Origin of the sequence: Streptomyces capitiformicae, assembly GCF_002214185.1 — a bacterium.
GTDB classification, from domain to species: domain Bacteria; phylum Actinomycetota; class Actinomycetes; order Streptomycetales; family Streptomycetaceae; genus Streptomyces; species Streptomyces capitiformicae.
In genome coordinates this window covers 4,381,090-4,405,034 of the sequence record NZ_CP022161.1, presented here as the reverse complement: position 1 = coordinate 4,405,034, position 23,945 = coordinate 4,381,090, and the positions used below count along the sequence as shown (strand labels likewise).

22 protein-coding genes and 1 riboswitch are annotated in these 23,945 nt (G+C 68.7%); of the genes, 7 read left to right on the top strand and 15 right to left on the bottom strand.

From position 1 onward, the window contains the following. Nucleotides 1-77 precede the first annotated feature (77 nt). Nucleotides 78-347, top strand: a complete 270-nt coding sequence (locus CES90_RS19570) for a hypothetical protein (protein WP_189783893.1) — start codon at nucleotides 78-80, stop codon at nucleotides 345-347. Here the strand turns inward: CES90_RS19570 and CES90_RS19565 are convergent. From CES90_RS19565 to CES90_RS19525, 9 genes are all read right to left on the bottom strand, one after another. Next, the gene (locus CES90_RS19565) at nucleotides 260-1,273 is read right to left on the bottom strand and encodes a ribonucleotide-diphosphate reductase subunit beta (RefSeq protein WP_189783894.1); all 1,014 of its coding nucleotides are present in this window, start codon (nucleotides 1,271-1,273) and stop codon (nucleotides 260-262) included. The genes CES90_RS19570 and CES90_RS19565 overlap by 88 nt on opposite strands. Further along, on the bottom strand, nucleotides 1,270-3,648 hold the full coding sequence (locus CES90_RS19560) for a ribonucleoside-diphosphate reductase subunit alpha (protein ID WP_189783895.1): 2,379 nt from the start codon (nucleotides 3,646-3,648) through the stop codon (nucleotides 1,270-1,272). The genes CES90_RS19565 and CES90_RS19560 overlap by 4 nt, the downstream gene beginning before the upstream one ends. A 125-nt stretch (nucleotides 3,649-3,773) precedes the next feature. After that, nucleotides 3,774-3,897, bottom strand: a riboswitch (cobalamin riboswitch). Nucleotides 3,898-3,960: 63 nt separating this feature from the next. Next, complete coding sequence (locus CES90_RS19555; protein WP_189783896.1) at nucleotides 3,961-4,467, bottom strand: GNAT family N-acetyltransferase; 507 nt, start codon at nucleotides 4,465-4,467, stop codon at nucleotides 3,961-3,963. A gap of 111 nt (nucleotides 4,468-4,578) precedes the next feature. Further along, complete coding sequence (locus tag CES90_RS19550) at nucleotides 4,579-5,574, bottom strand: nucleoside hydrolase (RefSeq protein ID WP_189783897.1); 996 nt, start codon at nucleotides 5,572-5,574, stop codon at nucleotides 4,579-4,581. A gap of 202 nt (nucleotides 5,575-5,776) precedes the next feature. Further along, nucleotides 5,777-7,405 (bottom strand): monocarboxylate uptake permease MctP, encoded by a 1,629-nt coding sequence (gene mctP / locus CES90_RS19545; protein ID WP_189783898.1) that lies wholly within the window; start codon nucleotides 7,403-7,405, stop codon nucleotides 5,777-5,779. Next, a complete protein-coding gene (locus tag CES90_RS19540) occupies nucleotides 7,402-7,683 on the bottom strand; it encodes a DUF3311 domain-containing protein (RefSeq protein WP_189783899.1) in 282 nt (93 codons plus the stop codon). The genes mctP and CES90_RS19540 overlap by 4 nt, the downstream gene beginning before the upstream one ends. A gap of 148 nt (nucleotides 7,684-7,831) precedes the next feature. Beyond that, nucleotides 7,832-8,029, bottom strand: coding sequence for a YbdD/YjiX family protein (locus CES90_RS19535; RefSeq protein WP_189783900.1), 198 nt, complete (start codon nucleotides 8,027-8,029; stop codon nucleotides 7,832-7,834). Continuing rightward, the gene (locus CES90_RS19530) at nucleotides 8,004-10,139 is read right to left on the bottom strand and encodes a carbon starvation CstA family protein (RefSeq protein WP_189783901.1); all 2,136 of its coding nucleotides are present in this window, start codon (nucleotides 10,137-10,139) and stop codon (nucleotides 8,004-8,006) included. The genes CES90_RS19535 and CES90_RS19530 overlap by 26 nt, the downstream gene beginning before the upstream one ends. A 111-nt stretch (nucleotides 10,140-10,250) precedes the next feature. Beyond that, on the bottom strand, nucleotides 10,251-11,015 hold the full coding sequence (locus tag CES90_RS19525) for a GntR family transcriptional regulator (RefSeq protein ID WP_189783902.1): 765 nt from the start codon (nucleotides 11,013-11,015) through the stop codon (nucleotides 10,251-10,253). Nucleotides 11,016-11,305: 290 nt separating this feature from the next. Between CES90_RS19525 and CES90_RS19520 the strand changes: the two genes are divergently transcribed. From CES90_RS19520 to CES90_RS19505, 4 genes are all read left to right on the top strand, one after another. Further along, a complete protein-coding gene (locus CES90_RS19520) occupies nucleotides 11,306-12,586 on the top strand; it encodes an extracellular solute-binding protein (protein ID WP_189783903.1) in 1,281 nt (426 codons plus the stop codon). 215 nt (nucleotides 12,587-12,801) lie between these two features. Then, nucleotides 12,802-13,788, top strand: a complete 987-nt coding sequence (locus CES90_RS19515) for a carbohydrate ABC transporter permease (protein ID WP_189783904.1) — start codon at nucleotides 12,802-12,804, stop codon at nucleotides 13,786-13,788. After that, on the top strand, nucleotides 13,785-14,627 hold the full coding sequence (locus CES90_RS19510) for a carbohydrate ABC transporter permease (RefSeq protein WP_189783905.1): 843 nt from the start codon (nucleotides 13,785-13,787) through the stop codon (nucleotides 14,625-14,627). The genes CES90_RS19515 and CES90_RS19510 overlap by 4 nt, the downstream gene beginning before the upstream one ends. A gap of 9 nt (nucleotides 14,628-14,636) precedes the next feature. Next, nucleotides 14,637-16,112: a glycoside hydrolase family 3 protein gene (locus CES90_RS19505; RefSeq protein WP_189783906.1), complete on the top strand. Its 1,476-nt coding sequence runs from the start codon at nucleotides 14,637-14,639 to the stop codon at nucleotides 16,110-16,112. Nucleotides 16,113-16,278: 166 nt separating this feature from the next. Here the strand turns inward: CES90_RS19505 and nagB are convergent, their stop codons facing one another. Continuing rightward, nucleotides 16,279-17,064, bottom strand: a complete 786-nt coding sequence (gene nagB, locus CES90_RS19500) for a glucosamine-6-phosphate deaminase (protein WP_189783907.1) — start codon at nucleotides 17,062-17,064, stop codon at nucleotides 16,279-16,281. A gap of 650 nt (nucleotides 17,065-17,714) precedes the next feature. Between nagB and CES90_RS19495 the strand changes: the two genes are divergently transcribed. Further along, complete coding sequence (locus tag CES90_RS19495; protein WP_189783993.1) at nucleotides 17,715-19,181, top strand: sensor histidine kinase; 1,467 nt, start codon at nucleotides 17,715-17,717, stop codon at nucleotides 19,179-19,181. 268 nt (nucleotides 19,182-19,449) lie between these two features. On the opposite strand, the gene CES90_RS19490 is transcribed toward CES90_RS19495, so the two are convergent. After that, a complete protein-coding gene (locus CES90_RS19490; RefSeq protein ID WP_003992873.1) occupies nucleotides 19,450-19,707 on the bottom strand; it encodes a WhiB family transcriptional regulator in 258 nt (85 codons plus the stop codon). A 318-nt stretch (nucleotides 19,708-20,025) separates the two neighbouring features. Then, nucleotides 20,026-20,997, bottom strand: a complete 972-nt coding sequence (locus CES90_RS19485; RefSeq protein ID WP_189783908.1) for a diacylglycerol/lipid kinase family protein — start codon at nucleotides 20,995-20,997, stop codon at nucleotides 20,026-20,028. A 282-nt stretch (nucleotides 20,998-21,279) separates the two neighbouring features. Between CES90_RS19485 and CES90_RS19480 the strand changes: the two genes are divergently transcribed. After that, nucleotides 21,280-21,732 carry a hypothetical protein gene (locus tag CES90_RS19480; RefSeq protein WP_189783909.1) on the top strand — a complete coding sequence of 151 codons (453 nt, stop codon included), beginning with the start codon at nucleotides 21,280-21,282 and terminating at the stop codon, nucleotides 21,730-21,732. A gap of 18 nt (nucleotides 21,733-21,750) precedes the next feature. Here CES90_RS19480 and CES90_RS19475 read toward each other — a convergent pair whose 3' ends face one another. The 3 genes from CES90_RS19475 to CES90_RS19465 form a co-directional block, all read right to left on the bottom strand. Further along, nucleotides 21,751-22,917 carry an RNA polymerase sigma factor SigF gene (locus CES90_RS19475; protein WP_189783910.1) on the bottom strand — a complete coding sequence of 389 codons (1,167 nt, stop codon included), beginning with the start codon at nucleotides 22,915-22,917 and terminating at the stop codon, nucleotides 21,751-21,753. Continuing rightward, the gene (locus CES90_RS19470) at nucleotides 22,914-23,327 is read right to left on the bottom strand and encodes an ATP-binding protein (protein WP_033525425.1); all 414 of its coding nucleotides are present in this window, start codon (nucleotides 23,325-23,327) and stop codon (nucleotides 22,914-22,916) included. The genes CES90_RS19475 and CES90_RS19470 overlap by 4 nt, the downstream gene beginning before the upstream one ends. 355 nt (nucleotides 23,328-23,682) lie before the next feature. Further along, complete coding sequence (locus CES90_RS19465) at nucleotides 23,683-23,943, bottom strand: UBP-type zinc finger domain-containing protein (RefSeq protein WP_189783911.1); 261 nt, start codon at nucleotides 23,941-23,943, stop codon at nucleotides 23,683-23,685. Nucleotides 23,944-23,945: the final 2 nt, after the last annotated feature.

Here is a 23,945-nt window from a genome sequence, read left to right as displayed (position 1 = left end):
CGGCAGTGGCAGTAAATCGAGGGTCTACGGCAGTCCTGCCACTTTCTGTCAGGGGTGTCCGGATCGACAGTGGTGTCATGACTACCGCACAGACAGAAGCACTGATCGCCATGCTCGTCGTTCTCGGCATGTTCGTCCTCCTGGTCCTCCCGTCAGTGATCGGGATCGTGCACGACCGGCGCATCGACCGTCAGATCAGGGAGGCCCAGGAGGCCCGCAAGGAGGCGGCGAACTCCGCCGCGGCCACGACTCGGTCGGCTCAGAAGTCCTCGTCCAGGTCGACGGTGCCCTCCACCGCCACCTGGTACGCCGACGGACGCCGCTCGAAGAAGTTGGTCAACTCCTGAACGCCCTGCAGCTCCATGAAGGAGAAGGGGTTCTCGGAGCCGTACACCGGAGCGAAGCCGAGGCGCGTCAGACGCTGATCGGCGACACACTCCAGGTACTGCCGCATCGAGTCGGTGTTCATGCCCGGGAGGCCGTCACCGCACAGGTCGCGCGCGAACTGCAGCTCGGCCTCGACTGCCTCCCGCAGCATGTCCGTCACCTGCTGCTGAAGCTCGTCGTCGAAGAGGTCCGGCTCCTCCTTGCGGACGGTGTCGACCACGTCGAAGGCGAAGCTCATGTGCATCGTCTCGTCGCGGAACACCCAGTTGGTGCCGGTGGCCAGACCGTGCAGCAGGCCCCGGCTGCGGAACCAGTAGACGTACGCGAAGGCGCCGTAGAAGAACAGGCCCTCGATGCACGCGGCGAAGCAGATCAGATTGAGCAGGAAGCGACGCCGGTCGGCCTTGGACTCCAGCCGGTCCAGCTTCTCCACCGAGTCCATCCATGTGAAGCAGAACTCGGCCTTCTCCCGGATGGAGGGGATGTTCTCGACGGCGGCGAAGGCTGCCGTACGGTCCTCCGGGTCGGGGAGGTAGGTGTCCAGCAGCGTCAGATAGAACTGGACGTGGACGGCCTCCTCGAAGAGCTGACGGCTCAAGTAGAGCCGCGCCTCGGGGGAGTTGATGTGCTTGTACAGCGTCAGGACCAGGTTGTTCGCGACGATCGAGTCGCCCGTCGCGAAGAACGCCACCAGTCGGCCGATCAGGTGCTGCTCGGCGGGGCTGAGCTTCGCCAGGTCGGTGACGTCCGAGTGGAGGTCGACCTCCTCGACGGTCCAGGTGTTCTTGATCGCGTCCCGGTAGCGCTCGTAGAAGTCCGGGTAGCGCATCGGGCGGAGAGTCAGCTCGAAGCCGGGGTCGAGGAGATTCTGGGTGCTGGACATCATTGGCAGGCCTCGCAGGACTCGGGGTTCTCAAGGGAGCAGGCGACCGCTTCGGGGTCTGCGGTCTGCTGCACGGGGACAGTGGCCTGGGCCGCGCGGGCGATGCGGGTCGCCGGGCGCGAACGCAGGTAGTACGTCGTCTTCAGCCCCGACTTCCAGGCGTACGCGTACATCGAGGAGAGCTTGCCGATGGTCGGCGTCTCCATGAAGAGGTTCAGGGACTGGGCCTGGTCCAGGAACGGGGTGCGGGCGGCGGCCATGTCGATCAGGGCGCGCTGCGGGATCTCCCAGGCCGTGCGGTACAGCGCCCGTACCTCCTCGGGGATCCACGCGAAGTCCTGCACCGAACCGTTCGCGTCGCGCAGCGCCTCACGGGTGCGGGCGTCCCAGACACCGAGGTCCTTCAGGTCCTGCACCAGATAGGGATTGACCTGGAGGAACTCGCCGGACAGCGTCTCTCGCTTGAACAGGTTGGACACCTGCGGCTCGATGCACTCGTACACGCCCGCGATCGAGGCGATGGTGGCAGTCGGCGCGATGGCGATGAGCAGGGAGTTGCGCAGGCCGCCGATCGCCATTTCGTCGCGGAGCGCTTCCCAGCGCTCTGGCCAGGTCAGCTCGACGTCGTAGTGGTCCGGCTGCAGCCAGCCCTGGGCTGCACGGGTGCGCTCGAACGTCGGGTGGTAGCCGCGGCCCATGGCGAGATCGACGGACGTCTCGTACGCGGCGAGCATGATGCGCTCCGCGATCCGGGTGGACAGGGCCTTCGCCTCGGCGGAGTCGAAGGGCAGCCGCAGCTTGAAGAAGACGTCCTGCAGGCCCATGCAACCGAGGCCGACGGGACGCCACTTGGCGTTGGACCGGGACGCCTGCTCGGTGGGGTAGAAGTTGATGTCGATGACGCGGTCGAGGAAGGTGACGGCCGTGCGGACCGTCTCGTCCAGGCGCTCCCAGTCGATGTCCCCGCCGTTCACGAAGGCGCCGAGGTTGATCGACCCCAGGTTGCAGACCGCCGTCTCCCCGTCGTCCGTGACCTCCAGGATCTCCGTGCAGAGGTTGGAGGAGTGGATCACACCGCCCAGGGCCGTCTGGTTGGAGGTGCGGTTCGCGGCGTCCTTGAAGGTCATCCAGCCGTTGCCGGTCTGCGCGAGCGTGCGCATCATGCGGCCGTACAGGTCGCGGGCCGGGATGGTCTTCTTCGCCAGCCCCTTCGCCTCCGCCTCGCGGTACGCGTCGTCGAACTCCTCGCCCCACAGGTCGACCAGTTCGGGCACGTCGGACGGGGAGAACAGCGACCACTGCTCGTCGGCGTTCACCCGGCGCATGAACTCGTCCGGGATCCAGTGCGCCAGGTTCAGGTTGTGCGTCCGCCGGGCGTCCTCGCCCGTGTTGTCGCGCAGCTCCAGGAACTCCTCGATGTCGGAGTGCCAGGTTTCCAGATAGACCGCGGCTGCGCCCTTGCGCCGACCGCCCTGGTTCACGGCGGCGACCGAGGCGTCGAGCGTCTTCAGGAACGGGACGATGCCGTTGGAGTGCCCGTTCGTGCCCCGGATCAGCGAACCCCGGGAGCGGATACGGGAGTACGACAGCCCGATGCCGCCGGCGTGCTTCGAGAGGCGGGCCACCTGGAGGTAGCGGTCGTAGATGGAGTCCAGCTCGTCCAGGGGGGAGTCGAGGAGGTAGCAGGACGACATCTGGGGGTGCCGGGTGCCGGAGTTGAAGAGCGTGGGGGAGGAGGGGAGGTAGTCGAGGCGGCTCATGAGCCCGTAGAGCGCGGCGACTTCGTCGACGGAGCGGGGGCTGTCGTCCTCGGCGAGGCCGGAGGCGACACGCAGCATGAAGTGCTGGGGCGTCTCGACGACCTTGCGGGTGATCGGGTGCCGGAGGAGGTAGCGGCTGTGGAGGGTGCGCAGGCCGAAGTAGCCGAAGCGGTCGTCGGCGGCCGGGTCGACGAGGGCGTCGAGGCGCGCGGCGTGGACCCGCGCGAACTCCGCCGTACGGTCGGCGACGAGGCCCTCCCGGTGGCCCACGGCGATGGACTCCGTGAACGTGGTGACGCCCTGGGAGGCGGCCTCGGCCCGAATACCGATCGCCAGCAGGCGGGCGGCCAGCTTCGAGTAGGCGGGGTCCTCGGAGATGAGGCCTGCGGCCGCCTCCGTGGCCAGCTCGCGCAGCTCTGCGGTGACCTCGTCGAAGGCCCCCCGAGCGGACCGGCCGCGCAGCGCGGCGGCGGCGACCCGGCCCGGGTCGGCGTCGGGGAGGTCGGCGGTCAGCTCGGTCAGGGTCCGCAGCAACGCGGTACCGGGATCGTCGGTCTCCGTCGCCGCGACGGCGGGAACCAGGGCGGCTGAAGCCGGATCGGCTGGCGCGATGGTCACGTGGGGCTCTCCCTCGCTCGGCAGGGGGCCCTGCGGGAGGGCAGGCAGCAGCACACGAGCGCACGGGGGCGTCGCGTCCACCGGCCCACTCCACGAGGCCCGGACGTCAGGGCACCCGAACCGGACGGCCGGGCGCACTGTCGGCAGGTGCTCGGACTCGGCTCGCGCGCAAACACGCGCAAGTACACCGTTGCGGGACAGTTCCGGATTCGCACCGGATTCCCCTGCGGCGACAGCGAGCATGAGCATACATCTAGTGCCGGGTCGCGGTGTCACCCCCAGATGTTGTGTGGCGTTCGGCTTCGGAGCGTGTCAGAGGGTCAACTCGTAGGTGATCAGGGTGAGGTCGGTCAGGTCAGGGAGGGGGTTCCAGTCCCGCTCGGGTGTGCGGACGAAGCCCAGACGTTCGTAGATGCGATGGGCGGCGTGCATGGTCCGCTGGGTCGACAGGACGACGCGCACACAGCCGTCGACGGCGCGGGCGCGCTCGACGCAGGCGCGTACGAGAGCCTCGCCGGTGCCCCGCCCGCGGGCCTCCGGAGCGACCGCGAGCATCCGTATCTCGGCCTCTCCGGTACGGGCGATGTCGGCCATGGGGCCACCGGCCGGGACGAAGGTCACTCCGCCGAGCACCCGCCCGGCCTCGACCGCGACGAGCACCTCAGTCGCGGCGGCCCGCTTGGCCACGTCGCGCAGCTCACCGAGGTACTGGTCGCTCTTCCCGAAGTCCAGCAGTCCGTCGCCGAGGTAGGCCTGGGCGGTGATCTCGCCGAGAACGGCGTACTCGTCGGGGGTCGCCTGCCTGATCGTGATGTCCATGCGTCGCAGTGTGCATCAGGCGGCACGGCGAGGGTCGGGGAGTGTCCACAGGCACGGGGTGATTGTCGGATGATCGGAACGTGGTGCGCGCCCCAGCGGCTGTAGCGGTTGCTATCGGGTTGTGGTGGCAGGCCGGCGCGGCAGCGTCGTCACGAAGTCCTTGGTGAAGTCGCGGGGGCCCGGGCCCAGGGCGACGCGGCCGGTGGTGCGGAGGCGGGTGGTCAGGGCGGGGGACTCCGAGTAGTAGATCCGTCGGGCGTCGGCGGGGACGAACACGGTCTGGCCGCGCGTCAGTTCGCTTCCGCACTCCACGACGACGGCTCCGTCGGCGGCCGTCACGAACGACTCGTCGCCGCAGACGCCCACCGCCAGCGGGTCGTGCAGTGGGCAGGTGCCGTCGCCGCCGTGGCGGGTGTAGGCGTTCATGTACGTCCGCATCAGCCGGGCCGCGAGTGCCGTGCCGGGGCCCGCGGCCTCCAGTGCCGCGAGGTCCGCGGGGCGGAACAGCCAGCGGTGCGAGGCGTCCAGGTCGACCATGGTGAACGGGATGCCGGAGGAGAGCACCACCTCGGCGGCGTCCGGGTCGGCCCAGATGTTGAACTCGGCGACCGGGGTGATGTTGCCCGGTACCTGCGCGGCGCCGCCCATGAACACGAACTTCTTGACGCGGTGGGCGAATCCCGGGTCCTCCAGGACCGCGATGGCCACGTTCGTGAGCGGGCCCGTGGCGCAGACGGTCAGCTCGCCCTCGTACTCCCGTGAGAGCCGGAGCAATGCCCGCGCGGACGACTCCGTCGGGTGGGCGGCGGTCGAGTCGGGCAGGTCCTCGTTGCCGAGGCCCGCCGGGCCGTGGAAGGCGGAGGCCTCCCGGTACGGGAGCCGGGACAGGGGCCGGCCCGCTCCTCTGTGTACGGGGACGTCGGCGTCGATGCGCAGGGCGCGGGAGAGGGACCGGGCGTTGCGATAGGTCCCCTCGGCGGGGAGATTGCCGCCGACGGATGTGTACGCCTTGAGGTCCCACAGCCCGGTACCGAGCAGGTACTGCAGGGCTACGGCGTCGTCGATGCCGGGGTCGCTGTCGAGGACGATCGGAGCCGGAGCGTTCACCCACTCAGGGTAACCGGATGGATTCGCCCCCGCCGCCCCTGTCCGTCCCATCCCCAGGGGCTGAGCCCTTCACCCACCCCCGCGGTAGAGCTCGGGGGGGTGCCGTTTATGGGGCGGGTGCGGGTGGGTGGGGGCTTGTGGCACAGTTCCCCGCGCCCCTTCAGGGGCGCGGGGAACCAACGCGACAAGCCCGAGCCGGTGGCTAGTGGCTCGCGCCCGCCGTCGCCGGTGGCAGTTCGACCTGGACGCCCGCGTCGCCCGCGTCCGCCGTGTAGTCCTCCGGCTTGGTCTCGTCGATGCCGTCGGGGGCCTTGGCCGCCCGCAGCACGAACGTCAGGACAACCGTCACCACCACGTTCAGGACGAAGGCCGTCAGACCGATGTAGCCGATCTCGCCGATGCCGGGGATCTCCGCGGAGGAGCCGCCGAAGTGCTTCTGGGTCGGCGAGGCGACGCCGTACGCGGCCATCGTGCCGTAGAGCATGCCGACCGCCCAGCCCGCGAGCAGGGCCCAGCGGTGGAACCAGCGGGTGAAGAGGCCGCCCACCAGCGCCGGGAAGGTCTGGAGGATCCAGATGCCGCCCAGAAGCTGGAAGTTGATGGCGACCGTCTTGTCCATCGTCAGGACGAAGGCCAGGGCGCCCACCTTCACCAGCAGCGACACCAGCTTGGAGACCTTGGTCTCCTGCTCCGGCGTGGCGTTCGGCTTGATGAAGTCCTTGTAGATGTTGCGGGTGAAGAGGTTCGCCGCCGCGATGGACATGATCGCCGCGGGGACCAGCGCACCGATGCCGATGGCGGCGAAGGCGACGCCCGCGAACCAGTCGGGGAACATCGTCTCGAACAGTTGCGGGATCGCCAGCTGGCCGTTCTGCACCTTGATCCCGGCGGCGATCGCCATGAAGCCCAGCAGGGCCAGCAGCCCCAGCATCAGCGAGTACAACGGCAGGATCGTGGTGTTGCGGCGGATCACCTCGCGGCTCTTCGACGACAGCGTCGCCGTGATCGAGTGCGGGTACATGAAGAGCGCGAGTGCCGAACCGAGGGCCAGGGTCGCGTACGTCCACTGGTTCGCGTCGCCCGGCACCAGCGCACCGCGCGGCGCACCCGTCGCCGGGTTGGTCTGGGTGTACGCCTCGCCCGCCTTGGCGAAGATGTCGTCGAAGCCGCCCAGCTTGATCGGGATGTAGATGATCGCCACCGCGATGACGATGTAGATCAGGGTGTCCTTGACGAACGCGATCAGCGCCGGGGCGCGCAGGCCCGACGAGTAGGTGTATGCGGCCAGCACACCGAACGCGATCAGCAGCGGCAGGTCCTTGATGAACCAGTTGGTGTTCTCGCCGCCGCCGACGCCCATGACGTCCAGTACGGCCTGGATGCCGACGAGTTGGAGGGCGATGTACGGCATCGTCGCGAGGATGCCGGTCACCGCCACCGCCAGCGAAAGACCCTTCGAGCCGAAGCGGCCGCGTACGAAGTCGGATGTCGTCACATAGCCGTGCTTGTGCGAGACCGACCACAGACGGGGCAGGAAGGTGAAGATCAGCGGGTAGATCAGAATCGTGTAGGGCACGGCGAAGAAGCCGGCCGCGCCCGCCGCGTAGATCGCCGCCGGTACGGCGACGAAGGTGTACGCCGTGTAGAGGTCGCCGCCGAGCAGGAACCAGGTGATCCAGGTGCCGAACGACCGGCCGCCCAGGCCCCATTCGTCGAGGCTGTTCTCGTTCTCGGCCTTGCGCCAGCGCGCGGCCATGAAGCCCATGACCGTGACGGCCAGGAAGAAGAAGATGAAGACGGCGAGTGCCACGCCGTTCACGCCGTCCTTCACTTCGCGACACCCCCGTCCGTGGACCGCTGGGACTTGCGGGCGCGCTGGTCACGCTGCCACAGCACGTACGCGACGGCCGTGAGGGCCGTGGAGATGAGCACCCAGGCCATCTGGTACCAGTAGAAGAACGGGATGCCCATGAGCGCTGGGTCCGTCTTGGCGTAGGAACCGACCCAGAGCATCGCCACGAACGGTGCGAACAGGCACAGGGCGATGACCACCCTGACAGGTGTCACCACCGGTGGCCCTGGTGGTCTCACTTCAGGCGCTTCTGACATGTCCGGGTTCCGTCCCCTCACTGATCAGGCTGATCACCGCTGATCACCCGCATGAACGCGCAGGAAATGTAAGGGACGGGGTTCGCCGTATGGAACCCCCTGTCCGGATAACGGATGCGAAGGTTGTGTGTTCGCGGAGGTGGTGTGTTCAGCAGCAGCGGAACCCCTCCCGGGGATCCGCCTCCTGACGGTCCGTCCGCATCCGCTCGAACTCCCGCCGGGACGGCACCGCCGCGTCCGGGTCGTGCGTACGCATGTGCTCCACGTAGCGGTCGTACGCCGACTCGTCGGTCAGTTCCCGTACGTACCAGCGCACACCCCTAACCACCCGCCGAAGCGACCGCACGGCGCTCGTCCTCCTTCTCCTCCTTGGTCGGGATCAGCCCCGCCGGGGCGACGATCTTCGACTCGACGTACTTGGCCTCGCTCAGCGTGGACAGCGCCGGGCGGCGTACGTGCCGGACGCAGACCCGGACGGCGTCCGCGATCACCACGACGATCAGCAGGGCCAGGACCGCCGACAGCACGCCGTCGACCGTGGAGTTGGTGACGATGGTGTGCATGTCGTCCATGCTCTTGGCGGGGGCGATGACCTCGCCCCGGTCGATGCCGGCCTGATAGACGCCGCGCTGCTCGAAGAAGCCGACCCGGGGGTCGCTGGAGAACACCTTCTGGTAGCTGGCGGTCAGGGTGACCGTCGCGTCCCAGGCCAGCGGAACACCCGTGATCCAGGCCCACTTGAGCCGCCCCGACTTCACCAGCAGCGTCGTACAGACGGCCAGCGCGACCGCCGCGAGCAGCTGGTTCGAGATGCCGAAGATCGGGAAGAGTTGGTTGATGCCGCCCAGTGGTTCGTGGACGCCCACCCACAGGAAGTACCCCCACAGCCCGCACACGATCGCGCTGGTGATGACCAGGCCGGGCTTCCAACTGACGTCCTTGAAGGGGCGGTAGAGGTTGCCGAGGGTGTCCTGGAGCATGAACCGGCCCACGCGGGTGCCGGCGTCGAGCGCGGTCAGGATGAACAACGCCTCGAACATGATCGCGAAGTGATACCAGAAGGCGCGCAGCCCGTCGCCCGTGACCTGCGAGAAGATCTCCGAGACCCCGACGGCGAGCGTGGGCGCGCCGCCGGTCCGGGAGAGCAGGGACGCCTCCTCGACGTTCTGCGCGGCGGCCGCCAACTCCCCCGGCGAGATCGAGTAGCCCCAACTGCCCACCACCTGCGAGGCGTTCTGCACGGTGTCGCCGATGACCCCGGCGGGCGCGTTCATCGCGAAGTACAGGCCCGGGTCGATGATCGAGGCCGCGATCAGCGCCATCACGGCCACGGACGACTCCATCAGCATGGAGCCGTAGCCGATCATCCGGACCTGCGTCTCCTTCTGGATCATCTTCGGCGTCGTACCGGAGGAGATGAGGGAGTGGAATCCGGACAGCGCCCCGCAGGCGATGGTGATGAAGACGAACGGGAAGAGCGAGCCCGCGAAGACCGGCCCGTCGCCCCGCGAAGCGAAGCCGGTCACCGCGTCCATCTTCAGCGTCGGCAGAGCGAACACCACGCCCAGCGCGAGCAGCACGATCGTGCCGATCTTCATGAAGGTCGACAGATAGTCGCGGGGCGCGAGCAGCATCCACACTGGCAGGATCGAGGCGATGAAGCCGTACGCCACCAGCCAGATCACCAGGGTCGAGGGCGCGAGCGTGAAGGTGTCCGCCCACGACGACTCCGCGACCCAGCGGCCCGCGACCAGCGCGAGCAGCAGCAGACCGACACCGATCAGCGACACCTCGGCGACCCGCCCCGGCCGCAGCACACGCAGGTAGAAGCCCATCAGCAGGGCGATCGGGACGGTCATCGCGATCGAGAAGGTGCCCCACGGCGACTGCGCGAGGGCGTTGACGATGACCAGCGCCAGCACACCCAGCAGGATGATCATGATGGCGAAGGCGGCGACCAGCGCGGCGGCCCCGCCGAACGGGCCGATCTCCTCCCGGGCCATCTGGCCGAGCGACCGGCCGTCCCTCCTCGTGGAGAAGAACAGCACCACCATGTCCTGGACCGCGCCCGCGAAGACGACCCCCGCGATGATCCAGATCGTGCCCGGCAGATAGCCCATCTGCGCGGCCAGTACGGGGCCGACGAGCGGGCCCGCGCCCGCGATCGCCGCGAAGTGGTGGCCGAGCAGCACCCGGCGGTCGGTCGGATGGAAGTCGATGCCGTTGTTGAGGCGCTCCGCCGGAGTGGCCCGGGTCTTGTCGACCTTGAGGACCTTGTACGCGATGAACCTGGCGTAGAAGCGGTAGGCGATCGCGTACGAGCCGAGCGCGGCCGCGACCATCCAGGCCGCCGACACGTTCTCGCCCCTGGCCAGCGCGAGCACGGACCAACCAGCCGCCGCGACGAGGGCGACGAGGGTCCAGATGACGATGGTTCTGACGTTCGCGGTACGCACAGCGGGGCCTCCCGTGTCCATGCAGCGACGCAAGGACCGTAGAGCAGGAGCGGCGGTTGCGCTACACCGCGTGCACCACCTGTGACGCGCCCCGGGGGAACCTCAAGTGGCTCAGTCCTGCGGCCGCTTGAGCCGCGCCACGAACTTGTACCGGTCACCGCGGTAGACCGACCGCACCCATTCCACCGGCTGGCCCTCCTTGTCCAGGGAGTGGCGGGAGAGCATCAGCATCGGCAGGCCCACGTCCGTGCCGAGGAGGCCGGCCTCGCGCGGGGTGGCCAGGGAGGTCTCGATGGTCTCCTCGGCCTCGGCGAGGTGGACGTCGTAGACCTCGGCGAGCGCGGTGTAGAGGGAGGTGTACTTGACGAGCGACCTGCGCAGGGCCGGGAAGCGCTTGGCGGAGAGGTGGGTCGTCTCTATGGCCATCGGCTCGCCGTTCGCCATACGGAGGCGCTCGATCCGCAGCACCCGTCCGCCCGCGGTGATGTCGAGCAGCCCGGCGAGGGTGTCGTCGGCGGTGATGTAGCCGATGTCCAGCAGCTGCGAGGTCGGTTCGAGGCCCTGGGCGCGCATGTCCTCGGTGTAGGAGGTGAGTTGCAGTGCCTGGGAGACCTTCGGCTTGGCGACGAACGTGCCCTTGCCCTGGATGCGCTCAAGGCGTCCCTCGACGACCAGCTCCTGCAACGCCTGCCGCACGGTCGTACGCGAGGTGTCGAACTCGGCGGCCAGCGTCCGCTCCGGCGGCACCGGGGTGCCGGGCGGCAGCGTCTCGGTCATGTCGAGCAGGTGCTTCTTCAGGCGGTAGTACTTGGGCACGCGTGCGGTACGGACGTTCGCCCCGTTCTCGTTTTCCGCACTGCTGACGTCGGTCGTCATGCTCCGCCTTCCCGGCTCCTGGTGAATGGCTCATCCTCGCACGTCGCGCGATCTCTCTGTATACCTTCACACCTTCGGCTGGTCTAGTCCACCAAGATGGAATGGTCTACCTGACGAGTGTGACTCAACCGCACGATTTTCGCCGCCTTCTTACTTAAAGGTTCCTGCATATGTAGGTCGCATAACGGCTGGTGAGAGGGGCTCGCACGCTCTTGACACGCCGATTGGTCTGAGCCAAGCTCCGCCTACTGGTCTACACCATTGGTCCAGGTGTTCTGAGGAGGGGTGGCATGAAGCGCAAGCTGACAACCGCGATCTGTGTCGCGGGCATGATGGTCTCCATCGCGGCGTGCGGGGGCGGAGAGGGCGGAAGCTCGGACACGGGTGCGGACACCAAGGAGCTGACCGTCTGGCTCACGGTGGACGCGCAGAACAACTGGCCCGAGCTGGTCGAGGCCGCCGACGCAGCGGTCACGAAGAAGCACCCGGGCATCAAGATCAAGCACGAGTACTACGGCTGGCCCGACAAGAACGCCAAGCTCGACGCCGTACTCGCCACCGACAAGGCGCCCGACGTCGTCGAGATGGGCAACACCGAGATGCTCGCCTACATGGTCAAGGGTGCCTTCGCCCCCGTGGACCCGGCGAAGTTCGACAACGCGGGCGCCTGGCTGGACGGCCTCAAGGCCTCCGTCACCTACGAGGGCAAGACGTACGGCGTCCCGTACTACGCCGGCGGCCGTGTCGCCAACTGGCGCAAGGACGTCTTCGCCGAGGTGGGCGTCAAGTCCACCCCCAAGACGTACGACGAGCTCACCGCCGCCCTCGACAAGGTGCAGAAGAAGCAGGGCGACAAGTTCAACGCCTGGTACCAGCCCACCCGCGACTGGTACGCGGCCATGTCCTTCGTCTACGACGCCGGCGGCTCCATCGCGGTTGAGTCGGGCGGCAAGTGGAAGGCCAACCTCTCCTCGCCGGAGTCCGTCAAGGGCCTGGAGGAGTTCAAGAACGTCGTCGACACGTACATGCACGGCGACAAGACCAAGGACGAGTCCGACCGTTACATCGTCTACGGCCAGGGCAAGTCCGGCATGATCTTCGCCCCTGCCTGGGAGGGCGCGACCGCCGCGGCCAAGGAGAACGACAAGACCGGCAAGCTCGCCGGCAACGTCGAGAACTTCGTGATGCCCGGCCCGTCCGGCAAGAACCTCCCCGTCTTCCTCGGCGGCTCCGACCTCGCCGTGCCGGTGAAGTCCGACGCGCAGACCGTCGCCGCCGAGTGGATCAACGCGTTCGCGGGCTCCGCCGGCCAGAAGGGCCTGATGGAGAAGGGCAACCTGCCCAACAACAAGACCGACCTCGCCACGCTCAAGTCCGACCCGGCGACGGCGGTCCCGGCCACCGCGGCCGAGTCCAACTGGTTCGTCCCGATGGCACCCGGGTGGGGACAGGTCGAGAAGGCGCAGATCCTGCAGACCATGCTCCAGTCCATCGGCACGGGGAAGCAGTCGGTCGAGGAGGCCGCCAAGGAGGCGGACGCGGCGATCGACAAGGTCATCAACACGGAGTGACCTGCGGTCGGCTCGGCCGACATGGTCACGCCCGGTCGGCGGGTCATGAATCGGCCGGTGGGTGACACAAGAAAGTGCCGCGACGGGTTGTTGGTTCGGTGCCGGTGCGTCGTGGCTGGTCGCGTACACGCGGCGGTAGCCGCATATCGACACCGCCCCGCGCCCCTTACGGGGCCGGGGCTGCCGGCCCCTCTTCATTTGCATAGGAGCGCGCGATGAGTGCCGCAGATACGACCACGCCCACGAAGGTGCCGCTGCCGCGGCAGGCACCGCCGCCGACCGCCCCGATCACACCGCCCGGAAGGCGGACCTCCGGCGGCGCCACCGTACCCTGGGCCCTCCTCGCGCCCTGTCTCCTGATCCTCGCCCTCGTTCTCGGCTATCCGCTGGTTCGGCTGGTCACGCTCTCCTTCCAGGAGTTCGGCCAGTCCCAGCTGTGGGGCTTCAAACCGGCGGAGTCGGTCGGCTTCGACAACTTCGCCGAGGTGCTGGGCGATGGTGAGTTCTGGGCCGTCGTCGTACGGACCGTCGTCTTCGCCGCCGCCTGTGTGCTCTTCACGATGGTCGTCGGCATGCTGGTCGCCCTGCTGCTCCAGCGGGTCTCCGGCTGGGTGAAGACGCTCATCAACATCGCGCTGGTGGCGAGTTGGGGCATGCCGATCATCGTGGCCACGACCGTCTTCAAGTGGCTCTTCGACTCCGACTACGGCATCTTCAACGCCCTGCTCAGCAAGCTCCCCGGCGTCGACATGATCGGCCACAACTGGTTCGCCAGCGGCCCCGAGGGCCTCGCCGTCATCACGTTGCTGGTGGTGTGGGGTGCGGTGCCGTTCGTCGTCATCACCCTCAGCGCCGGACTCACCCAGGTTCCTAAGGAGTTGGAGGAGGCCGCCCGCCTCGACGGCGCCGGCGCGTGGGGCGTCTTCCGTTACGTCACCCTCCCCATCCTCAAGCCGATCGTCGTGATGCTGACGACCCTCTCGGTCATCTGGGACATGGGTGTCTTCCCGCAGGTCTTCGTGATGCGCAACGGCCATCCGGAGGCCGAGTTCCAACTGCTCACCACCTACTCGTACGACAAGGCGTTCGTGGTCAACGACTACGCCCAGGGCTCGGCGATCGCCCTGCTGACCGTGGTGTTGCTGCTGGGCGTGATCGGTGTCTACATGCGCCAGATGCTGAAGATCGGAGAGGTCGAATGAGTACTGCCACTGTCTCCGGTCCCCGGAGGTCCAAGCTCGGCTGGAACCTCCTCGGTCTCCTCGTCTTCGTCACCGCGGGCTTCCCCGTCTACTGGATGCTGAACACGGCGTTCAAGCCGGCGAAGGACGCCATCGACCCGGACCCCAGCCTCCTGCCGACGTCGATCACCTTCGCCAACTTCAGCCGGGCGCTGGACATCGCCGACTTCTGGGGCCCGGTCGGCCGCAGCCTCATCGTGTCCCTCACGGTCGTGGTGATCGGCATCGCCGTCGGCATGCTGGCGGCCCTCGCCATCTCCCGCTTCGCCTTCCGCGGCCGGAAGGTGGTGATCGTCGGCATCCTGGCGGTCCAGATGGTCCCGCTGGTCGCGATGATCATCCCGGTCTTCCTGCTCCTGAACGACCTGGGCCAGTACGACCGCCTGACCGGCCTGATCATCACCTACCTGACCTTCATCCTCCCGTTCACCGTGTGGACCCTGCGCGGCTTCATCGTCAACATCCCGCGCGAACTGGAGGAAGCGGCCATGGTCGACGGCTGCTCGCGCACCACCGCCTTCCTCCGCGTGGTGTTCCCGCTGCTCGCGCCGGGCATGGTGGCGACATCGGTCTACGGCTTCATCCAGGCGTGGAACGAGTACCTGTACGCCCTGATGCTGATGAGCCAGCAGAACCAGACCGCGACCGTGTGGCTCGGCAACTTCACCACCAAACACGGCACCGAATACGCCCCGATGATGGCCGGCTCCACCATGATGGCCGTGCCGATCGTCGTCCTCTTCCTCCTCGTCCAGCGCAAGATGGCCGCGGGCCTCACCGCGGGCGCCGTGAAGGGATAAGCGCACCCGATGACGACATTCGCCACTGGCTCGGACACTCTCACGCGGGACGCGCTGACGGTCCTGCAGCCCGGCTTCACGGGCACCACCGCCCCCGACTGGCTGCTGCGCCGCCTCGGCGAGGGCCTCGCCTCCGTCGGCCTCTTCGGCCGCAACATCACCTCCCCCGAACAACTGTCGGCGCTCACCGCCCAGTTGCGCGCCGAGCACGAGGACGTCCTGGTCGCGATCGACGAGGAGGGCGGCGACGTCACCCGCCTCGAGGTGCGCACCGGCTCGTCCTTCCCCGGCAACCACGCCCTGGGCGCGGTCGACGACGTGGACCTGACAAGGGAGGTCGCTCACGCCCTGGGCCGCCGCCTCGCGGAATGCGGCGTCAACTTCAACTGGGCCCCGTCGGCCGACGTCAACGCCAACCCCGCCAACCCCGTCATCGGCGTCCGTTCCTTCGGCGCCGACCCCGATTTGGTCGCCCGCCACACGGCGGCCTACGTCACCGGCCTCCAGGCCGCCGGAGTCGCCGCCTGCACCAAGCACTTCCCGGGCCACGGCGACACCGCCGTCGACTCCCACCTCGCCCTGCCCCGCATCGACGCCGAGCGGTCACTGGTGGAGGCCCGCGACCTGGCCCCGTTCCGGGCCGCCATCGCCGCCGGCTCGCGCGCGATGATGAGCGCCCATATCCTCGTCCCCGCCCTGGACCCCGACCGCCCGGCAACGTTGTCGCACGGCATCCTCACCGACCTCCTCCGCGGCGAACTGGGCTACGACGGCCTCATCGTCACCGACGGCATGGAGATGCGCGCCATCGCCGGCACCTACGGCATCGAGCACGGCAGCGTCCTCGCCCTCGCCGCCGGCGCCGACGCGATCTGCGTGGGCGGCGGCCTGGCCGACGACGAGACGGTACGCCGCCTCCGCGACGCCCTCATCGCGGCCGTACGCTCCGGCGCCCTCCCGGAAGCCCGCCTGGCGGACGCCGCGAGCCGGGTCCGGGCACTGGCGCAGTGGACGGGGGCCGCCTCCCCCGCCGAGGCCCGCCCGGACGTCGGCCTCATCGCCGCCCGCCGCGCGCTGACGGTCACCCACGCCGAGCCGTACGAGCCGGAGACCCGCCCCCTGTACGTCGCCGCCTTCACCCCCGTGGCGAACATCGCCGTGGGCGACGAGACCCCGTGGGGAGTAGGCGCGGAACTGTCCCGCCTCCTCCCCGGCACCGAGACCGGCACCTACACGGGCGACAACGCGGGCCCCTCCGCCCTGACGGCCGCCGGTCCCCACCGCATCGTCGCCGTGGTCCGCGACGAACACCGCCACCCCTGGATGACCACCGCCCTCGACACACTCCTCCGCTCCCGCCCCGACACCATCGTGGTCGAAATGGGCGTACCCCAGTCCGCCCCCCGAGGCGCCCTCCACATCGCGACACATGGGGCGGCCCGAGTCTGCGGCCGAGCAGCGGCGGAGATCATCGCAGGCAAGTAACGCATACGACACGACAGGCGCCGCCCCCTTTCAAAGGGAACGGCGCCTGTCGCGCCGTTTCAGGGGCGCGGGGCTGTGACATATGCGGCTCCGCCGCGGGGGCGCGATCAACCCACGACGGCCCGCAGCCCGCAAAAATCAGGACCCGGCAGACGAAACCGCCCCCTCAAATCCCCTGCCATCCCGGCTTGTTGGCATACGTGTGCCGGAAGTAATCCGCCAGCTTCAACTTCGAAGCGGCCCCCTCATCCACCACCACCGTCACATGCGCGTGAAGCTGCAACGCCGACGCCGGACACACCGCCGCCACCGGCCCCTCCACGGTCGCCGCGACAGCATCCGCCTTACCCTCACCCGTCGCGAGCAGCACCAGGTGCCGCGCCTCCAGAATCGTCCCGATGCCCTGCGTGATGACGTGGTGCGGCACCTGCTCGATGTCCCCGTCGAAGAACCGCGCGTTGTCGACGCGGGTCTGCTCGGTCAGCGTCTTGATCCGCGTCCGCGAGGCGAGCGAGGAGCACGGCTCGTTGAATCCGATGTGCCCGTCGGTGCCGATGCCGAGCAACTGCAGATCCACACCTCCCGCCTCGGCCAGCGCCCTGTCGTACGCCGCGCAGGCCGCCGGCACGTCCTCGGCGGTCCCGTCCGGCCCCATGAACGCCCCCATGCCGAGCCCCAACGGCTCCAGCACTTCCCGCCGCAGCACCGAGCGGTACGACTCGGGATGCTCGGCCGGCAGCCCCACGTACTCGTCGAGCTGCGCGATCCGCGCCCGCGACACGTCCACGGCACCGGACCGCACCTTCGCCGCCAGCGCCGTGTAGACGGGCAGCGGGGTCGACCCCGTCGCCACCCCGAGCAGCGCGTCGGGCTTGCGCCGGAGCAACTGAGCCATCGCCTCGGCTATGAGCTCGCCACCCGCCTTGGCATCCGGAACGATGACAACTTCCACGCTGGGCCTGCCGATCTGGAAAGAAGACTCAACCGGTACCCACAAGGGCCATGCAACCCATGTGGTTTAGACCAATCTACCAGGGTGGGCCAGACGTCCACAGGGGGCGACCCGACCGCCTCGTCGGCCCGCAGAGCCGGGTGGAACAGGCCCCGCCGGGTTCGTCCTGCCTCCGCGCCCTGGAAAAAGTGACGGAGGCCCACTGAGCTCCCCAGGTGTCCGCTACTCTGCGTGTAAGCCCTCGGCAGATGTTGGACGCAGTTGTTCGGACAATGGCACGACAACAAACATCCGCCAACGCATGGACACACGCAGTGGTCTAGTCAACAATGCGGGTAGGGCATGTGATCGATCAGCGGTCCCGACCGTTTCGATCACACGTACGACGAAACAGACCTCCGTCTTCCCCGCACAGGAAGGCGGACCGAGGAACCGGCGCTCTCTGCCCTGACTGCTCCGGCTCCTCATCCTTCGGCCATCTGGGACCGCACACCCCACGGCCGATGCTGCTCCGGGCTGCGGTGCCGGGAGGGTTGAGGGTCCCTCTCAGGCGCCGCGGCCCGCGGGTGCTTCCGGGGGCCGTACCGGCTGTCGAACCACCGTTTCCGGCCATGTCCGTACCGCCAGGTACGCTCGCACACGTGCCCTCCATGAACGAACTCGTCCGCCAGCACACCGCTCTCAGCGACTCCGACCTGGAGTGGCTGCATCTGCTGGTGTCGGAGTGGCAGCTTCTCTCCGACCTCTCCTTCGCCGACCTCGTCCTCTGGGTCCCCACCCACGACGGCACCCGCTATGTCTCCGTGGCCCAGATGCGCCCCAACACGGGCCCCACCTCGTACCAGGACGACATGGTCGGTCACCTGGTCCCACGCGGCCGCCGCCCCCTCCTGGACGTGGCCGTCGACGAGGGCCGCATCGTCCGCGAGGGCGACCCCGAGTGGCGCGAGGAGGTGCCCGTACGGGTCGAGTCCATCCCCGTACGAAGGGAGGGCCGCGTCCTCGGTGTCATCGCGCGCAACACCAATCTGCTGACCGTGCGCACCCCGAGCCGGCTGGAGCTGACCTACCTCCAGAGCGCGTCCGACCTGGCCCAGATGATCGCCGCGGGCGCGTTTCCCTTCCCCGACCAGCAGGTCGACATGGACGCCTCGCCGCGCGTCGGTGACGGGCTGATCAGGCTCGACGCCGACGGCATCGTCCAGTACGCCTCCCCGAACGCGCTGTCCGCGTACCACCGCCTCGGCCTCGCCGCCGACCTCGTCGGCTGCCACCTCGGCCGTACGACCGCCGAACTCGCCCCGTCCCGCGGCCCGGTGGACGAGGCGCTGGCCAAGGTTGCGAGCGGGTGGGCGCCGCGCGAGTTCGAGATCGAGTCCAGCGACGGGGTGATCCAGTTCCGCGCGATCCCCCTCAAGCCCAAGGGTCCGCGCATCGGCTCCCTCGTGCTGCTGCGGGATGTGACGGAACTGCGGCGTCGCGAGCGCGAGTTGATCACCAAGGACGCCACCATCCGGGAGATCCACCACCGGGTGAAGAACAACCTCCAGACGGTCGCCGCACTGCTTCGCCTCCAGGCCCGGCGCATCGAGTCCGAGCGCGGCCGGGAGGCCCTCGAAGAGGCCGTACGACGGGTCGGGTCGATCGCGATCGTGCACGAGACGCTCTCCCAGACCCTGGACGAGCGCGTGGAGTTCGACGAGATCGCCGACCGGGTGCTCGCCATGGTCGCCGAGATCTCCCCGGGCAAGGTCGCCGGGCGGCGCACCGGACGCTTCGGCATCCTGGACGCGGAGGTCGCGACCCCGCTCTCCATGGTCCTCACCGAGATCCTGCAGAACGCCCTCGAACACGGCTTCCGCGAGGGCGACACCGGCAGCGTCGAGGTCTCCGCCGTACGCGGCGGCACCACCAAGGAGACCCGTCTCCTCGTCACCGTCCAGGACGACGGTATCGGCCTGCCCGAGGGCTTCGACCCGCATCGCTCGGGGAACCTCGGCCTGCAGATCGTACGGACGCTGGTGGAGGGCGAGTTGGGCGGCACCTTCGACATGGTCCCGGCCCCCGAGCGCGGCACCCAGGTGATCCTCGACATCCCGGTGCGCGCCCAGAAGTAACAGCATGAGCCGGTGACACCACTCAGCCGGTAACACCACTCAGCCGGTAACACCACTCAGCCGGTAACAGCACTGAGCCGGTAACAGCACTGAGCCGGTAACAGCACTGAGCCGGTAACAGCACTGAGCCCCGGACCAGATCATGGTCCGGGGCTCAGGCAAGTGGCTGATTAAGCGCACCGGGGGCACTGCGCGCTGCGGCTCGGGGGCGGGAGAAGCGTACTCGCTGTACGCGCCGCCAAGCTCAGGCTATTGCTGGGTGGGATTGTCAGGCGGAGGCCTGACGGGCCCGGTTGCGGGCGGCGCGGCGCTTCATGGCGCGGCGCTCGTCCTCGCTGAGACCACCCCAGACGCCGGAGTCCTGGCCGGACTCAAGCGCCCACTGCAGACACTGCTCGATAACCGGGCAGCGACGGCAGACAGCCTTGGCTTCCTCGATCTGCAGCAGCGCAGGACCGGTGTTGCCGATGGGGAAGAAGAGCTCGGGGTCTTCCTCGCGGCAAACGGCGTTGTGACGCCAGTCCATGGCTGCTACCTCTCCTTGGTATTACATGCACGTTGCTTGTGAATGTGAACGCTTTCACGAATCCCTCAACAAGTGAAGGGCCGATCACCAGACGGACTGGTGTGGTCCTGTGATTTGAGGAGGGGTTCTGGCGCTTGCTTGAGCCGGTGTTGCGGGCTGTCCCGAGCGCCACGTAGAGACTCGCAAACCTCAGCGGCGGATACAACCCCTTCCGGAAAGTTTTTTTTGATTCCTCGGTGTCGACTGTGTCACAGCCGTACTTCCATGGGGTGGATCCTGGCCTAAACGTTCGAGTGGAAGGACTTTTGCCCGTTCCGCTCACACAATCACACGCAGTGCACGGCGTACGCCTGTGAACGTCACGCTCGTACGCAGTCCGAGGTGGTCGCCGTCCATCTGGAGGGGGAGGGGGACCTTCGAATGCAAGGTGAAGTCGGTCAGGTCATGCAGGGACGTGGCGTGCTTCCCGTGGGGTCCGCGCTCGGGGGACGAAGTGAGCAACTGTGTGGCATAACGGGCAAGCGCGGGCGTCGACATGCGGCTGAGACCGAGCACATCGAGACCTTTATCGAACGAGGCCTTAGGCGACGCGTACACCGGGCGATTGCCCAGAAACGTCCACGGGGACGTGTTGCAGACTATGGACAGCACAAGATCGGAAATCGGCTCCTCGCCGGCCTGTTCCAAAGTGATCGTGCCGTGTCTGCGGTGAGGCTCTTCCAGGAACTGACGGAATGCCTGACGCAGGTAAAGCGCGTGTGTGGATTTCCTGCCGCGTTCCCGCTGCTGCTCGACCCGGCCGATCACACCCGCGTCGAATCCGAGGCCGGCGCAGAACGTGAACCAGCGGGACGGCACCGCCTCGTCCTCCGTGCCCGGGGTACCCGAGGCCATGCCCAGGCCGACCGTCCGCTCGCGGCTCTCGCGCAGGGCGTCCAGGAGGGCGCCGGTGGCCTCCACCGGGTGGTTGGGCAGGCCCAGGGCGCGGGCGAAGACGTTGGTGGAGCCGCCGGGGACCACGGCGAGGCGGGGCAGGTGATCCGGGTCGGGGCCGTGGTGCAGCAGGCCGTTGACGACCTCGTTGACCGTGCCGTCGCCGCCGAGCGCCACGACCAGCTCGACGTCGCCCTTGCCCTCCGCGGCCTGGCGGGCGAGGTCCCGGGCGTGCCCGCGGTACTCGGTGGTGACCGCCTCGAGCTTCATCTCGCTCGCCAGCGCGTGGATCAGCACATCGCGCGTACGTGCGCTTGTGGTGGTTGCCGCCGGATTGACCACGAGAAGTGCACGCATGCGTTGCAGGGTACCTACTGGGCGGTACTCGGTGCACCGGGGGCCCGGTCGGGGCCGTTCGGGTGAAGGGCTAGAGGGTGATGAAAGTCCTGTGCTGTGGCCCCGCCCGCCGTGGCAGCAGCTGGTGTCACAGCCGGTGCGTGCCCTCGGCGTGCCGGACGAAGGCCCTCGATGGGGGAGGAGCCACTCGGGGTCTGGTGGCCGGTGCGGCGAGGGTGCGTGCCGGGCACCGTGGGTGCTGTGCGGGGCTTTCACCACACCCCCTGGGGCTACCCTTCAGGGGTGAGCCCTGAGCCGAATCCCACGCCGCAGACCTCCGACGCCGAGCCCCGTCCCGGGCGGCTGACCGCCGCGGCGGCGCTGGCCGCGCTGGAGGGGGTGGCGCTGCTGGTCGGCGGCGGGGCCATGCTCGTCCTCGGCCTGACGGGGGACTCGGGCGACCTGAGCACGGCTGTAACCGGGGGTGTCACGCTGATCGCGCTGGCCCTGCTGCCGCTGATCGCCGCGCGCGGGCTGCTGCTGCGGCGCAGTTGGAGCCGGGGGCCCGCCGTCATCACGCAGATCATGGCGCTGCCCGTGGCGTACAACCTGCTCCAGGCCGACAGTGTGGCGATCCCGGCGGGGATCGTGCTGGCTGTCGTCGCCGTGGCCGCGCTCGTCTTGCTGATCAACCCCGCTACGACCCAGGCCCTTGGGATTCAGGGGCCGGGTCGGGCGGAGGAGACGAAGAGGTAGCCGGTCAGGGCGTACCGGCTACTCCTCGACGAGGAGCTTCTCCCGGAGCTGGGCCAAGGTCCTCGCCAGCAGGCGTGAAACGTGCATCTGGGAGATGCCCACCTCCTGCGCGATCTGCGACTGGGTCATGTTGCCGAAGAAGCGCAGCAGCAGGATCCGCTTCTCGCGCGGCGGAAGGTCTTCGAGCAGCGGCTTCAAGGATTCCCGGTACTCGACGCCCTCCAGGGCCTCGTCCTCGGCGCCCAGGGTGTCGGCGACGGCCGGGGACTCGTCGTCGGTGTCGGGGACGTCCAGGGACAGCGTGGAGTACGCGTTGGCGGACTCCAGGCCCTCCAGGACCTCCTCCTCCGAGATGGCCAGCTTCTCGGCCAGCTCGTGCACCGTCGGGGAGCGGCCGTGCTGCTGGGAGAGCTCGGCCGTGGCCGTGGTCAGCGCGAGGCGCAGCTCCTGCAGCCGGCGCGGCACGCGCACCGCCCAGCCCTTGTCACGGAAGTGCCGCTTGATCTCGCCGACGACCGTCGGGGTCGCGTATGTGGAGAACTCCACGCCGCGGTCAGGGTCGAAGCGGTCGACCGACTTGATCAGACCGATGGTGGCGACCTGCGTCAGGTCGTCCAGCGGCTCACCGCGGTTGCGGAAGCGGCGCGCGAGGTGCTCCACGAGCGGCAGATGCATCCGGACCAGCCGGTTGCGCAGCTCCGCGTACTCCGCACTGCCCTCCTTCAGGGAACGCAGCTCTACGAACAGGGCTCGCGCCCCGCTGCGGTCCTGAGGGGCGTGCTGCGTGCTGCGCACGCTCTGCGCGTCCGGCTCGTCGTGTCGCTCGTGCTCGCTCATAGTCCCGCCCGCCGTCACCGTTCCCCCAGCTCTCGACTGTGCGGGGGAGGCCCCAGTCCGCCGTACGGCACCCTCCGGATCCCGCTGCCCGTCGGAGAGCACCTCGCAGTCCTCGTCGGCCGGCTCCGCCCACCGCGACGGTCCGGCCGCCGCCGAGGAGTCGTCCTCCGGGTGCGGCCGGGCCTGCTCCGGGATGCCGTCGACGCCGTCCGCCAGGTGCACCGGCCCGCTCGGGCCGACGTCGCCCGGGCTCTCGGCCTCGCTCGGCCAGGGGAGCCCCCCGCCCTCGGCGGGAAGTTCCCGTGTGCCGCTTTCTTCGTCGCGCACCGGCCCGTCCCCGTTCCTCACGCCGGCCCGGGTCCCGCGCCGCGCTGTTTGTAGAGGCTGATCGAAACGGTTTTGTCGTCGGCGACCGCGGAGGAGACCTTGCCCGCCAGGGCCGACAGCACGGTCCAGGCGAACGTGTCGCGCGAGGGGGCGTGGCCGTCCGTGGTCGGGGCCGAGACCGTGACCTCCAGCGAATCGTCGACCAGGCGGAAGACACAGCTGAGCACCGAGCCCGGCACGGCCTGCTGGAGCAGGATCGCGCAGGCCTCGTCGACCGCGATGCGCAGGTCCTCGATCTCGTCGAGGGTGAAGTCCAAACGGGCCGCGAGGCCGGCCGTCGCCGTACGCAGCACCGACAGGTAGGCACCCGCGGCCGGCAGCCGGACTTCCACGAAGTCCTGGGTCCCGGGCTCGCCTGCGATCTGGGACACCCTCACCTCCAAGGTGGTACAAGCTTCTTCGGGGGCCGAGGGTCGCCCCCCGGGGTAACGCGCTACGTGGTTCAGCGGTGACGCTATCGCGCTACCGAGCACCGTGTCCCCGGGGTCCCGGGGGCCTCGCCCCATGCTGTCACTCATAGTAAGCCTATGAATACGCTCGGTGGCTAGAGGTCTGCGGACCTCAAATAGGAAGAGCGCGCGCCGGATTGACGTACCCAGGCGTCGGACTGCCGAACCGTCTCACACGAGTACGTCGACGAGTCACGGGGTGACTTGGTTCCGTCGTACGAGGTCGCGGACCTGTCCGTCGTGGTCCTGTTCGGGATTCCGGGCGTCGTACGAGTACTCATACGAGGACATGGTCGACGAAGCACCAGCGCCAGCTCTCGCCCGCTTCGAAGGTACGCATGATGGGATGGCCGCTCTCCTTGTGGTGCTCGGTCGCGTGCCGCAGCGGCGAGGTGTCGCAGCAGCCCACGTGCCCGCACTCCAGGCATATCCGCAACTGCACCGGGTGGGCGCCGACGGCCAGGCACTCCGGGCAGGTCTCGCTGAGCGGAGCCGGCTCGGGGTGCGGCAGCGCGTCCGCGTGCATGCACTGTTTCATGA